Source organism: Sandaracinomonas limnophila (assembly GCF_004005965.1).
Classification (GTDB): domain Bacteria; phylum Bacteroidota; class Bacteroidia; order Cytophagales; family Spirosomataceae; genus Sandaracinomonas; species Sandaracinomonas limnophila.
Genome location: NZ_SACY01000001.1, coordinates 480,325 through 493,656, shown reverse-complemented (window position 1 = coordinate 493,656; position 13,332 = coordinate 480,325). Strand labels below are relative to the sequence as shown.

Annotated in this window: 12 protein-coding genes; 8 read left to right on the top strand and 4 right to left on the bottom strand. The window is 32.7% G+C overall.

All coding sequences use genetic code 11. The features are described 5' to 3' along the window. Nucleotides 1–141 precede the first annotated feature (141 nt). On the top strand, nucleotides 142–1,932 hold the full coding sequence (locus tag EOJ36_RS02200; RefSeq protein WP_127802380.1) for a DEAD/DEAH box helicase: 1,791 nt from the start codon (nucleotides 142–144) through the stop codon (nucleotides 1,930–1,932). Nucleotides 1,933–2,368: 436 nt separating this feature from the next. Here EOJ36_RS02200 and apaG read toward each other — a convergent pair whose 3' ends face one another. Next, nucleotides 2,369–2,755, bottom strand: a complete 387-nt coding sequence (gene apaG / locus EOJ36_RS02190) for a Co2+/Mg2+ efflux protein ApaG (RefSeq protein WP_164847813.1) — start codon at nucleotides 2,753–2,755, stop codon at nucleotides 2,369–2,371. Here apaG and EOJ36_RS02185 point away from each other — a divergent pair. Then, nucleotides 2,754–3,452: a uracil-DNA glycosylase gene (locus tag EOJ36_RS02185; protein ID WP_127802378.1), complete on the top strand. Its 699-nt coding sequence runs from the start codon at nucleotides 2,754–2,756 to the stop codon at nucleotides 3,450–3,452. The genes apaG and EOJ36_RS02185 overlap by 2 nt on opposite strands. Here EOJ36_RS02185 and EOJ36_RS02180 read toward each other — a convergent pair. Together EOJ36_RS02180 and EOJ36_RS02175 are read right to left on the bottom strand one after the other, a co-directional pair. Continuing rightward, entirely contained in the window at nucleotides 3,427–3,744 is a 318-nt protein-coding gene (locus EOJ36_RS02180; protein ID WP_127802377.1) for a hypothetical protein, read from the bottom strand. The two genes, EOJ36_RS02185 and EOJ36_RS02180, sit on opposite strands and share 26 nt — an antisense overlap. Further along, a complete protein-coding gene (locus EOJ36_RS02175) occupies nucleotides 3,741–6,689 on the bottom strand; it encodes an FAD-binding and (Fe-S)-binding domain-containing protein (RefSeq protein WP_127802376.1) in 2,949 nt (982 codons plus the stop codon). The genes EOJ36_RS02180 and EOJ36_RS02175 overlap by 4 nt, the downstream gene beginning before the upstream one ends. 189 nt (nucleotides 6,690–6,878) lie before the next feature. Between EOJ36_RS02175 and EOJ36_RS02170 the strand changes: the two genes are divergently transcribed. Next, nucleotides 6,879–8,057, top strand: coding sequence for an ABC transporter permease (locus tag EOJ36_RS02170; protein ID WP_127802375.1), 1,179 nt, complete (start codon nucleotides 6,879–6,881; stop codon nucleotides 8,055–8,057). An 86-nt stretch (nucleotides 8,058–8,143) separates the two neighbouring features. On the opposite strand, the gene mdh is transcribed toward EOJ36_RS02170, so the two are convergent. Beyond that, nucleotides 8,144–9,079 (bottom strand): malate dehydrogenase, encoded by a 936-nt coding sequence (mdh, locus tag EOJ36_RS02165; protein ID WP_127802374.1) that lies wholly within the window; start codon nucleotides 9,077–9,079, stop codon nucleotides 8,144–8,146. Nucleotides 9,080–9,167: 88 nt separating this feature from the next. Between mdh and EOJ36_RS02160 the strand changes: the two genes are divergently transcribed. The 5 genes from EOJ36_RS02160 to ruvA all read left to right on the top strand — a co-directional run bounded on the left by EOJ36_RS02160 (nucleotide 9,168) and on the right by ruvA (nucleotide 13,319). Continuing rightward, complete coding sequence (locus tag EOJ36_RS02160) at nucleotides 9,168–9,578, top strand: YkvA family protein (protein ID WP_164847812.1); 411 nt, start codon at nucleotides 9,168–9,170, stop codon at nucleotides 9,576–9,578. Nucleotides 9,579–9,633: 55 nt separating this feature from the next. Further along, the gene (locus EOJ36_RS02155; protein ID WP_127802372.1) at nucleotides 9,634–9,840 is read left to right on the top strand and encodes a Sec-independent protein translocase subunit TatA/TatB; all 207 of its coding nucleotides are present in this window, start codon (nucleotides 9,634–9,636) and stop codon (nucleotides 9,838–9,840) included. 74 nt (nucleotides 9,841–9,914) lie between these two features. Next, the gene (gatA, locus tag EOJ36_RS02150) at nucleotides 9,915–11,315 is read left to right on the top strand and encodes an Asp-tRNA(Asn)/Glu-tRNA(Gln) amidotransferase subunit GatA (protein WP_127802642.1); all 1,401 of its coding nucleotides are present in this window, start codon (nucleotides 9,915–9,917) and stop codon (nucleotides 11,313–11,315) included. Next, entirely contained in the window at nucleotides 11,315–12,733 is a 1,419-nt protein-coding gene (locus EOJ36_RS02145; protein ID WP_127802371.1) for a lytic transglycosylase domain-containing protein, read from the top strand. The genes gatA and EOJ36_RS02145 overlap by 1 nt, the downstream gene beginning before the upstream one ends. 1 nt (nucleotide 12,734) lies before the next feature. Continuing rightward, nucleotides 12,735–13,319: a Holliday junction branch migration protein RuvA gene (gene ruvA, locus EOJ36_RS02140; RefSeq protein WP_127802370.1), complete on the top strand. Its 585-nt coding sequence runs from the start codon at nucleotides 12,735–12,737 to the stop codon at nucleotides 13,317–13,319. The last annotated feature ends 13 nt before the right edge of the window (nucleotides 13,320–13,332 follow it).

Sequence of the window (13,332 nt, the reverse complement as noted above, 5' to 3'; positions counted from 1 at the left end):
ATTCTAATGAAAATGAAGTAGTTTTGCATTTTATTTGTACAAAATACATCCGCGAAACTCTTTTTGTTTATATTTATCCTTTTGGGATTTTAGGTCAAGAGTTAACTACGGATGTGTTTATCACCGTAATTAATTATTGATATGAGTCAAAAAGTTCGTTTTGATGAGCTCTCTTTATCTGAGGGTATCATGGAAGCAGTAAAAGAAATGGGTTTTGAATTTGCTTCACCCATTCAATCAGAAGCAATTCCTTTCGTTTTGGAAGGAAGAGATGTAATTGGTCAGGCCCAAACGGGTACTGGAAAAACAGCAGCATTTGGTATTCCTTTAATTGAGCATGTTGTTCCTTTTGAAAAATATGTTCAAGCAATTATTCTTTGTCCTACGCGTGAACTTGCATTGCAGGTAACAGAGGAAATGAAGAAACTTTCTAAGCACATTAAAGGTGTTTGGGTGACAACTGTTTATGGTGGAGATTCCATTGAGCGTCAAATTAAGTCTTTAAAAGCCGGAGCAAACATTGTTGTGGGTACTCCTGGTCGTGTGATTGACTTAATTGAGCGCAGGGCTTTAAAATTAGAGCGTGCTACTAAAATCGTTTTAGATGAGGCTGATGAAATGTTAGATATGGGATTCCGAGAAGATATTGAAAGTATCTTGGAAGAATTACCTGATGAGCGCCAGACTGTATTATTTTCTGCTACAATGTCTAAGCCTATTATGGCTTTAACAAATCGTTATTTAACTAATCCAAAATTAGTGAAGGTTGTTAAAAACGAAATCACAAATGATAATATTGAACAACTTTATTTTGATGTAAAAGGAAAAGCGAAAATGGAAGTTACCACTCGTTTAATCGACTTTTACAATTTAAAATTGTTATTGATTTTCTGTAATCAGAAAAAACGTGTGGATGAGGTTGTTGAAGAATTAATGAATCGTGGATATGCTGCAGAGGGTTTGCATGGTGATTTAAGACAAAATCAACGTACGCAGGTTATGAACCGTTTTCGTTCAGGTTCTGTAAATATTCTCGTTGCTACAGATGTTGCTGCACGTGGTTTGGATGTTGACAATGTAGATGGAGTTATTAATTACGATATTCCTTTAGATGAAGAATATTATGTACACCGTATTGGCCGTACAGGTCGCGCAGGTAAATCGGGTAAGGCATTTACTTTAGTGGTTGGTTCTGAAAGAAATCGTTTGCGCGAAATCATGAACTACACCAAAGTGAAAATTGAAAAAGGTGTAATTCCAACCTTTACTGACGTAGTTGGTATTAAAAAGGGAATGTTCATTGAAAGGGTTAAAGAAACTATTGAGGAAGGTGGATTAGAGCTATTTGATGATGTTTTAGAAGCTTTACACCATGCAGGATGCAGTACGGAACAAGTTGTTTCAGCATTGGTGAAAATGAACATGGGGGTTGCAAAAAATGAATTTGCAGATGAAAACCTTGATGGAGAGTTAGATCGTCAATCTAGAAAATATGGTCGTGATCGCGATGATCGTGGGGGTAGAGGTGATAGAGACAGAGATCGCAGAGGAGCTGGTCGATTTGAAAGAGACCGTGGTGGAGATAGAAGAGGAGGAAGTTATGGTCGAGATGACCGAGGAAGAGATCGTGACCGCGGAGGAGATAGAGGTCCACGTTTCGACCGTGAAGGAAAACCATATCGTTCAGATGATAACATGGTTCGTTTGTTTGTAAATATTGGTTTCAATGAAAAAATTAGCCCTTCAAATATTGTTGGTGCTTTTGCTGGAGAAACCGGTATTCCAGGTAATGCATTAGGACATATTCAAATTGAAAATAGACATACCTATGTAGATGTACCGAAAGAATATGTGAAAGACGTTGTTGATAAAATGGTTGGGGCAACAATTAAGGGTAGAAGAGTGATGGTGGAAGTTGCGAAAGGAAAATAAGAAAAAGGGCTTCGGCCCTTTTTTTATTGCATGTGTTTCAAATAAAATGTTTGTCGGGGTGCCAATTCGCTCGAAATAAATATTGACCCATGGAAAAAGTGAATAATGTAATTAAAGAATTCATTTTGAGCTACTAATTCTACTTTTTCTTTAAATAGCTTATTTCTAAAGGGTTCATGTATTAAGACCACCTGATTTTTAGTAGGATTAAAATTATTTAATTCATTTATGTTGTTGATTTTTAATAACTTAAATGATTTTAATTCGAATTTACTTTCAATAAATTTTTCGAGTTCAACATCAAAAATGTCTTTTTGAAACGGCCATAAATTGGGGTTGATTACCTTTGTATATAAGTCAAATACTAAGGGGGAATGCAATCCATGTGCTGTTTGAGCTTTTAAAAAAAATATGATTCTTTGAATTAACTGATACATTAATTTAATAAGTTATTCGCTATTAATTCAAAAGGTGGAATTTTTACCAGAAAGTTTTCACCCGATTGTACATTAGTAAAGCTATAATGCCCCGACATTTTCCCTAAATTTGTGGTAAGTGGACATCCAGAAGTATAGGTAAAAGAAGTATTGGGTTCTATAATGGGTTGTAAACCTACTACGCCTAAACCAGAAACTTGTTCAATTTTTCCACCCATTTCCCATATTTTCCAAAATCTACCAATTAATTTTGCAGGGAAGGGATTGAGGTTTTTTATGGTAATTTGATAACTAAAAAAATGAATAAAAGGCTTTTGTATTGCTTGGTTCAACAATTGTGTTGTTTCTACTTTTATTACAAAACCGTTTGAAATTGCCTCGCTCATGAATTCTATTAATACAACAAAGTTACAAGATTTGTTTACAAATGATTGGAAAAATGTTCTTTTACCTTTGTCTTTAAATGCGTTTTGGGATTCTTTGAATACCATTTTACAGGTAGAAATTGATAAGTATATTATTTATCCTCCCATAGAAAAAATATTTAATGCCTTTAATCTTTGTTCTTTTCATGAAACCAAGGTGGTAATTATTGGACAAGATCCATATCACCAAAAAGGTCAAGCTGAAGGGTTATCTTTTTCTGTTGCAGAAGGTGTTGCCTTTCCACCCTCTTTGAAAAATATTTTTAAAGAAATAGATTTAGAGTATAATCAAATAAATTTTAGACCTTCAGGTAGTTTAGTTAATTGGGCTAAGCAAGGGGTACTTTTATTAAATGCTTGTTTAACTGTTCGAGAATCTGAGCCAAATTCACACGTAAATTTAGGTTGGCAAGAGTTAACAAAAAATGCTGTTCAAGTATTGAGTGATCGAAAAGAAAATTTGGTATTTCTGCTTTGGGGAAATTTTGCGCATAAATTTGAAAATTTAATAGATGCACAAAAACACCTTATTATTAAAACGGCACATCCTTCACCATTAGGAGCCAATAAGGGTGGGTGGTTCGGTTCAAATTGTTTTAAAAATGCCAATGAATACTTAGAAAAAAACAATATTAATCCAATTGATTGGAATATTTAAGACTTAATTGGCTTGAGAAATAGACAAATTGATTTGGGAATTCAGCCTGAAAAAAGCCGTTTATTAATTGAACAATTTTATCCTGTATCTCTTTCTCTTTTGAATTTGGTATAAGGCATTGAATACTTAAACCTATCGAATCCTTTTCTTGATGCGAATCAATCGAAAATAAATGAGTAGCCTTAATATCTTTCCATTTTTTTAATTCAGGTAAAATAATTTTGGTCAAAGCAGTAATCGCCTGTTGCTCAATTTTATTATCTATAAATAAGGATAAATTAAATTGTATCATTTTTTTAGTGCATCAAATAAAATTTCTACTGTATGTTTGCCTTCTAACTTTAGTCCATCCTTAATTTGGTGGCGACAAGATGTACCATTACTTGCAATGATTTCACCTTTTTGTATTTTTCTGAGGCTTGGAAACAAAACCAATTCAGCTATTTTTTGTGATAAATCAAATTTTTTTGCCTCATACCCAAAAGAACCAGCCATTCCACAACATCCTGAAGGAATCAATTCGGTTGAATAATTTTCTGGAATTTCCAAGGCTAACCTTGTTTTACTTAATCCTAAAACAGATTTTTGGTGACAATGTCCATGTATTTTTATTTTTCGGGATTCTTGAGTGAAATTTGATTTTAAAATTTTCCCCTTTTTGAATTCATCACTTATAAAATCATCAATTAATAGGGTTCTACTTTTAATTTCTAAAGCAATTGCGTTAAAATTTTTAGAAACTATTTTAGGACCTTCATCTTTAAAAGTTACCAATGCACTTGGTTCTATTCCAACAATAGGTAAATTAGAGAATTCGGGATTGGAAAGAGTATCATAATTATCTTCCATCAATTTCTTGGCTGTTTTTACCATACCTTTTGATAAATAGGAGCGACCCGAAACAATATTTGAAGGAATTAAAACCTCGTATCCTAATTGATTTAAAAGTTTAACAGCTTTTTGTCCAATTTCTACATCATTGAAATTCGTAAATTCATCAGCTAATAAAACTATCTTCCCATTAGAAAAATTCTGATTTTGGTTCCTATTTGTATAGGAATTAAACCATGATTCTAAGGTTTGAAAATGTAATTTTGGCAAACTTCTTTTTTGAGAAAAGCCTAAACTTAATTTGATTAAATTGGAAATAATAGGTAAGGAAATAGCCAGATTATATAGTGGTGCAATTGGGCTGAAAAATGCTTGAATTTTAGGAAAGTGCCCAATCATTTGAACCTTGAAAGGAATTCCTTTTTTCTCATATTGTTGAGCTAGTACTTCAGCTTTTAATTGTGCAATGTCAACTCCAGAAGGACACTCTGTCAGACACGCCTTACAAGATAAGCACAAATCTAAAACTTCATTTAATTCTTTATTTTCAAATCCGTTTGTATTTGATTCTGTTAAAATTTGTCGTAATACATTGGCCCGTCCCCGTGTGCTATTTTTTTCATTTAGGGTTGCCATGTAACTAGGACACAAAGTGCCACCCGATAGATGTGATTTTTTACAATCACCTGAGCCTGAACATTTCTCTACTAATCGTAAAGGATTATTTATTTCGCCATAATCAAAAATTAGATTTTCAAATTTGATTGATTTGTTAATTTCAAATCTGAAATCCTCATCCATAGGAGGGGTGTAAACTATTTTTCCGGGATTTAATATATTTTTTGGATCAAATAAATTTTTAATGTCTTTGAATAATTGATATACTTTTTCTCCCATTAGTTGAGGAATAAATTCACCTCTTAAGCGACCATCCCCATGTTCTCCACTTAATGCACCTTTGTATTTTTTGAGTATTTCAACTGTTTCAGAAAGAATCTCTCGAAATTTTCTTCTTCCTTCTGTAGTTTTTAAATCCAAAAATGGCTCAATATGCAATTCACCTGCTCCTGCGTGAGCATAAAAGGCAGCTTTTACTTCATGTTTTTTAAGTAAGTTTTCAATGTCTGCAACGTAATAAGGTAAATCCAGTGGATCTACCGCACAATCTTCAATAAGATTTACTGCTTGTTCATCAGCTACTAAATTTCGAATTAGACCCAATCCAGCTTTTCTAATTTCCCAACCATGTGCAATCGCCTCATTAGATAAAATAGGATAAGCATATCCAATGTTTAATTCTGATAATTGTTTGATGAGGCTATTTACTTTTTCTGTGAGTTTACTTTCATCCGAATTTCTAAATTCTACCATTAAAATTGCAGCAGGGTCACCCTGAATAAAATCTCTATCTTTTTCAAATAAAGGATGTCCTTTTGTAAAGGACAATATGAAATCATCAACCAACTCTGAAGCTAATGGTTCTAATTTTAATGCTTCAATGTTAGCTAGCATTGCTTCTTGAACAGAATGGCAATGAATACATAAAAGTTTTACTTCTTTTTCTGGACTTTCAATTAAATTTAATTTGGCTGAATGAACAAATGCCAAAGTTCCTTCAGAGCCAGTTAAAAGGGCAGAAAGATTGAAATTTTTTCCATTGGGTTTAAAGGGTTGCATCTCTAATAGAGCGTCCAATGAATAGCCAGAATTTCTTCTTTTGATGGATTTTTTGGGAAAATTTTGTTCAATTAATTCCTGAATTTCTGGATTATTTAAAAGCCTATGAATTTCAGAATATATTTTTCCTTCTAAATTTTTCAGTTGAGTTTTAGCATAGAACTCTTCTAAACTTAATTCTTTAGTGTGGATTTCTGAACCATCACTTAAATATGCTTTTAATTCTAATGCATGATCTCGGGTATTTCCCCAAGCTATTGAATGTAATCCACAGGAATTATTTCCTAGCATTCCACCAATTTGTGCTCGATTAGCAGTAGAGGTTTCAGGACCAAAAAATAAGTTATATTCTTTTAATTGATTATTTAAATCATCTCGAATAATTCCTGGTTCAACCCAAACTGATTTTTCTTTTGGATTTATTTCTAAAATCTTATTGAAATTTTTTGATACCTCAACAACAATATCGCTGCCAACAACTTGACCTGCCAATGAGGTTCCAGCTGCTCTTGGAATTATTTTGTTTTCTGTTTGATTGGCAAATTGAATAATACGCTGAATATCCTTTTTAGTGTACGGTTTTACTACACCTTTGGGTTTAACCTGATATACCGATGCATCAGTAGCATAAATTCTTTTTTGCAATTCACTTTCGGGAGAATTATCTAAATAAACCTCTCCTAAAAAGGTTTCTTTTAAGGAAGTTATATTTCTTTCTGTAATACTCATTAAATAAATTATTAATTATTCTCCAATCTTACAAAGATACATCCACTTAGCCTTGTATATGTACTTTTATCCGAATTTTTCAAAACTTTAAAACAATCTGTGTAATTTAGGAAAATTTAATTTATCCTTGTGCTTCGACAAATTTTTGAAAGTCTAGTTTTCGCATATCAAGCTTTAAAGTCCAATGTAATGCGCACCACCTTGTCTCTTTTAGGAGTAAGTGTAGGTATTTTTGCTATTGTGGCGGTTTTTACTGCAGTTGATTCTTTAAACAAAAAAATTCGGGACGACATAGATTCATTCGCTGGAACTGGAGTTATCTATGTAGGAAAATGGCCTTGGATTATGTCGAATAATTATCCATGGTGGAAATATTTAAATAGACCTGAAATGAAATATTCAGAATTTAAGTATTTGAAAGAAAATTTAACTAAAGCTTCTGCCGTTGCAATAATTGATGGAGGTCGAACCATTAATGTTTCTAATGGGAGTAGTAGTATGACAGTTAATTTGAACAGTGCTTCTTATGACTACAATCAAATTACTTCTATTCCGGTTTTTACTGGAAGATACTTTTTACCAATTGAATCCGAAAATGGTTTAAATGTAGTTATAATTGGTGCTAAAGTTGCAGAAAATTTGTTTAATGGTCTTCCTGCAATTGGTAACACGATCCAATTAAATGGGATTAAATTTCAAGTTATTGGAATTTTGGAACGCAAAGGGGAGGATGGTTTATCTATGGGAGGTTCACCTGATGAAAAGGTTTTTATTCCTTATACAACGTTTGCCAAGTCTTTTCAAAAATTTCAACCTTCTGCAGATTTTGGATTTAAGGCTTTCGATAATGATAGCCACCAGGAAGAATTAGAGGCTGAAATCATTGGTTTATTACGAAGTTTACGTTCCTTAAAACCAAAGGAAGAAGCAAATTTTTCCATCAATAGATTGGATGGTATGAATCAATTTTTTGATTCCATTTTTACCACTTTAAATTTAGCAGGTGCTTTAATAGCTGGATTTTCCTTATTAGTTGGAGGATTTGGAATCGCAAATATTATGTTTGTTTCAGTTAAGGAAAGGACAAATATTATTGGAATTCAAAAGTCATTAGGGGCTAAAAACTATTTTATATTGTTTCAATTTTTATTTGAAGCAGTATTTTTAAGCTTGATAGGTGGAGTAGTGGGATTATTTTTGGTGTTTATGATAACACTTATCCCTCAAGAATTTTTACCTATGAGTTTAAGTATTGCCAATATGGCAAAAGGTTTAGTGATTTCAAGTATTATTGGAGTTCTATCTGGAATTATTCCTGCTTGGTTTGCAGCTAAATTGGATCCTGTAATAGCGATTAGAGCAAAATAATTGTTAATTGTTAATTGTTAATTATAGGTTATATAAATTTATAATTAACAATTAACAATTAACAATTAACAATTAACAATTAACAATTAAAGAGAAAGCGTATCCAACACCGCATTCATGTTTCTTACTGCATCTGCAGATTTATTGAATGCAGCTTGCTCGTCGTCAGTTAATTTATAATCAACGATTTTTTCCCAACCGTTTTTACCTAAAACAACTGGAACGCCTAAGCAAATATCCTTTTGTCCGTATTCTCCATCAAGAGAAACACAACAAGCCATGATTTTTTTCTCATCACGAACGATAGCTTCTACTAATGCAGCACCAGCAGCACCAGGAGCATACCAAGCTGAAGTACCTAATAAACCTGTTAAAGTCGCACCACCTACCATTGTATCAGCAGCAACTTTTTGTAAAGTATCTGCATCTAAGAATTGAGAAACCGGTACTCCGTTGTATGTAGCTAAACGAGTTAAAGGAATCATTGTAGTGTCGCCATGTCCACCAATAACTGTTCCAGAAATATCATTGATAGAAACATCCATTGCTTTTGATAAATAACACTTAAATCGAGCTGAATCTAAAGTTCCGCCCATTCCGATGATACGGTGCTTGTCTAATCCTGCTACTGATTTTGCAAGATACGTCATGGTATCCATTGGATTTGAAATGATAACAATAATTGGGTTTTTAGAGTATTTTAAGATGTTTTCAACAACACTTTTTACGATACCTGCATTAACACCAATTAATTCTTCGCGTGTCATACCTGGTTTTCTTGGTAAACCAGAAGTAATTACAACAACATCTGAGTTTGCTGTTTTAGAATAATCGTTTGTAGAACCGATTAATTTTGTGTCGAAACCCATCAAAGAAGCGCATTGGAACATATCTAATGTTTTTCCTTCAGCAATACCTTCTTTAATATCTAATAATACTACTTCATCTGCCAATTCTTTTCTGGCAATGTTGTCTGCACAAGTTGCACCTACTGCACCTGCTCCAACTACAGTTATTTTCATTGTTTATATGTATTTAAAAAATTTTTCAATTCACAAAAATAATAATAATGGGAATAAATTGTTATATTTATTTTTATTCTGTGATACTATGAAACTATTAGACCGCGTTATTGAATCAAAATACTTCAAAGAAGCCTTGGAAAAAGGAGAGGTATTGTTGAAAAATGATAAACTTGGTATGTTGAAATTGGTCAAAGTTAGTGTAGAAAAAGTTGCTGAATTGGCCTCTGAAAAAAACATGACCATTGTTAATCTTTTAAATCATTACGTTTTGTTGTTTTCTGAGATGATTAAAGCCTACATTCAAGGGACTTATCGTAAAATACCCACCAAGACCCTGATAAAGATTTTGGCAGTTTTGGCTTATTTCGTATCGCCATTTGATTTTATACCAGATGTGTTGCCATTAATTGGTTTTACAGATGATTTGGCACTTGTTCTTTGGTTATTCAATTCTATCAAACAAGAGGTGGATGAATTTGCAAAAACTAGAGAATAATGCCTTTAAATTGGATTTTTTTTAATAACTTTACATAATTTAAATTTAAAATAAAATGAACTTAGCAAGTATATTATTGTTTTTGGGAAACATGGGCGGAAGCGAAATGATTTTGATAGGTCTTGCCTTATTATTATTCTTTGGTGGAAAGAAATTACCTGAATTAATGAAGGGCTTAGGCAAGGGTATTCGTGAATTTAACGATGCTAAAAATGAAGTGAAAGATCAAATTAATAAAGAATTAGACGAGACAAAAAAATAATCATTTTTGTTTTGATAAATGCATAGTTGGAGAAATTCAACTATGCTTTTGTGTTTAAAATAGTCCCTGTTTTGATGAATTATATTCCTGTTCCTTATACTGAATTACGCAAGCAATTATTCCAAGGTTCTATAAGCTGTTTGGAGGTAGTTGAATCTTTTTTAAATAGAATTGAGTTAAATAATAAAAATTTAAATGCATTTTTGGAGGTATATGGTGATGAAGCGAAGCAACGTGCAAAAGAGGTAGATAATAAAATAAAGTCAGGAACAGCAGGTAAATTAGCAGGAATGGTAGTGGGAATTAAGGATTTACTTTGCTACGAGAACCATCATTCTTACGCAGGTTCCAAAATCTTAAATACCTTTAAATCTACTTTTTCGGCAACAGCTGTTCAACGATTGTTGGATGAGGATGCAATTATTATTGGTCGCCAAAATTGCGATGAGTTTGGAATGGGCTCTACCAATGAAAATTCAGCTTATGGACCCGTTTTGAATTTTCAAAATCAATCTAAAGTTGCAGGAGGTTCATCTGGTGGTTCTGCTGTAGCCGTGCAAGCAGATATGTGTCAGGTCTCTCTAGGCACGGATACTGGTGGGTCTATTCGAATGCCAGCTGCTTTTTGTGGTGTTGCTGGATTAAAACCAACTTATGGCAAAGTTTCTCGTTGGGGTTTAATTGCTTATGCCTCATCATTTGATACGATAGGTCCAATGGGAAAGTTTGTTTCGGATTTGGACCTGGTTATGGAGGTAATTGCTGGGGAAGATGGAAACGATAGTACACTTTTTGAAACAGCAAGAAATTATACAAAAACACAGAAAGTAGCATATATTAAGGAAATAGTTGAGCATTCAAGTTTACAACCTGAAATTAAAAATGCTTTTTTTGATCGCTTGGAGCAATTGAAGAGTTTGGGTTATGAAGTTAAAGCAGTTGATTTTCCTTATTTGGAACAATTATTACCGACTTATTACGTTTTGACCACAGCTGAATCAAGTTCTAATTTGTCAAGATTTGATGGTGTGAAATTTGGGCATAGAACGCAAAATCCACACAATCTAATAGATATGTACAAAAAAACACGATCTGAAGGCTTTGGAGAGGAGGTTAAGCGACGTATTATGTTAGGAACTTTTGTGTTAAGTGCAGATTATTTTGATGCCTATTATACAAAAGCACAAAAGGTTAGAAGATTGATTAAGGATTACACAGATACTATTTTGAAAGATTGTGATTTTATAATTTCTCCTACGACCTCATCAACAGCTTATTCGATTGGAGAAAAAACCTTAGATCCCATTCAGATGTATTTAGGTGACCTATTTACCGTTCAAGCAAACGTTACAGGATTACCTGCTATTTCTATTCCAATGGGAAACGATGATTCAGGTATGCCAATGGGTTTTCAAATTATGGGTAAGGCTTTTGATGAAAAACAAATAGTAGCATTAAGTAAGGAATTAGTTTAATGAAGAATTTTAAATATTTTTTTGGGCTATTTTTTTATTTGCTGTTTTTGCAAAATGCAAAGGCACAAGTATGGAATTCCTATCAACCTATATTAGATTCAAAAGTAATTGACTCACTCGCCCAAGTGGAACAGGGAGGACCAACAAATTGGATGATTGATCCTGGAATTATTCAAGCACGTTTGAAACAGATGAATAATCAAATTCCTTTGGATTATAATTTTCAAACACATCAGTTTGTTGAATATTTTGCATTTAAAAAATCAGAGTTTACTCAAAGAATGCTTGAAAAGAGGGATTTATATTTTCCTTTGTATGAAAAGTATTTGAAGCAATACAATTTGCCTGATGAATTAAAGTATTTGTCCTTGATCGAATCTGGCTTAGATCCACGAGCACTTTCAAATAAAGGGGCAGGAGGTTTATGGCAATTTATGCCTTATACAGCCACAAAGGATTTTGGTTTACGAGTTGATCCTTTGATTGATGAGCGATTTGATCCAGAAAGAGCAACGGAAGCCGCTTGTAAATATATGCGGAGATTGTATAGTATTTTCGGTGATTGGCATTTAGTTTTAGCAGCCTATAACACAGGTATGGGTAATGTAAAAAGGGCAATTCGAAATTGTAAAGGAGATACTTTCTGGGATATTTATAATTGTCTACCTAAGCAAACTCGCGCTTACGTTCCTCAATTTATAGCAATCACCTACATGATGAATTACAATTGGGACTATGCAATTCATCCCGAAAAAGAGAATTATTTTATTCCTTCCGATACGCTTATTGTTTCAGGATATAAAAACTTAGCAACATTTACACAATTGTCAGGGTTTGGATTAGATACTTTAAAACATTTAAATCCACAAATTTTAACAAATTTCTTGCCTCAAAATTCTAAAAATTATGTTTTAAGAATTCCAAAATTTAAATCAGAATTCATAAAAGCAAATCGTCAGGCAATATTAGATTCTGCATCAAGCGACGGAAAAGGATTGGCTACTAGCTTAACAAAAGTTTTACATTTTGAAAAAGTACGTTATAAGGTAAAAAAGGGAGAGAATATCTATGAAGTTGCTAGAAAATTTGATATTAGTTTATTTGATTTAAAACGGATTAACCACATACGCAGAAATAAGGTTAGAAAAGGCCAATTAATTTGGGTTTTAGAGAAAAATTGGATTACGGTTGAAGAATTAGCCAAAAATGATTCCATTAAAAAATCATCCGAATTAATCAGTCAATATGTTGCTCCCAAAAGTTCTAAGAAAAAAGTTAAATTTCATAAAGTTAAGCCAGGAGATACCTTGTCGGATATCGTAGCAAAATATGATGGACTTACAATGAAAAAATTAAAGCAATTAAATCGATTGCGTACCCTTGTTATTAAACCTGGTATGAAACTTAGAATTTCTTAATATGATTGCTTATTTAAAAGGTAAATTAGCTTATAAAGATAGAACCCAAGTGATCATTGATGTTAATGGGGTTGGATATGAGTGCAAAATTTCTTTACAAACTTTTGATGCCCTCAAAGAAGGAGAAGAGGCTATAAAACTATTTACACATTTGCAAATTAAAGAAGATGCTCACACTTTAGTGGGATTTTCTGATTTGAATGAAAAAAATATGTTTTTAGATTTGATTTCTGTTTCAGGAGTAGGTTTAAGCACAGCTTTAGTTATGTTATCTTCATTTTCTGCAGAGGAAATTAGAGCTGGGATTGCAAATGAAAATGTTACAATGATTCAATCCATTAAAGGGATTGGTTCAAAAACTGCGCAAAGAATTATTTTAGAATTAAAAGATAAATCAAAGAAAGATAGCCTTTTAGCAAATGTAGATCTTCCAAAAGGAAGTTCAAGTTTGGTAAGACAAGAAGCATTAGCAGCCTTAGTAACTTTAGGAATTCCTAAAAGTTCTGCTGAAAAGAGTATTGATTTGATTTTGAAAAATAATCCATCGTGTTCTATAGAAGATTTAATAAAATTAGCCCTTCGTTAAATTAATCTAAATT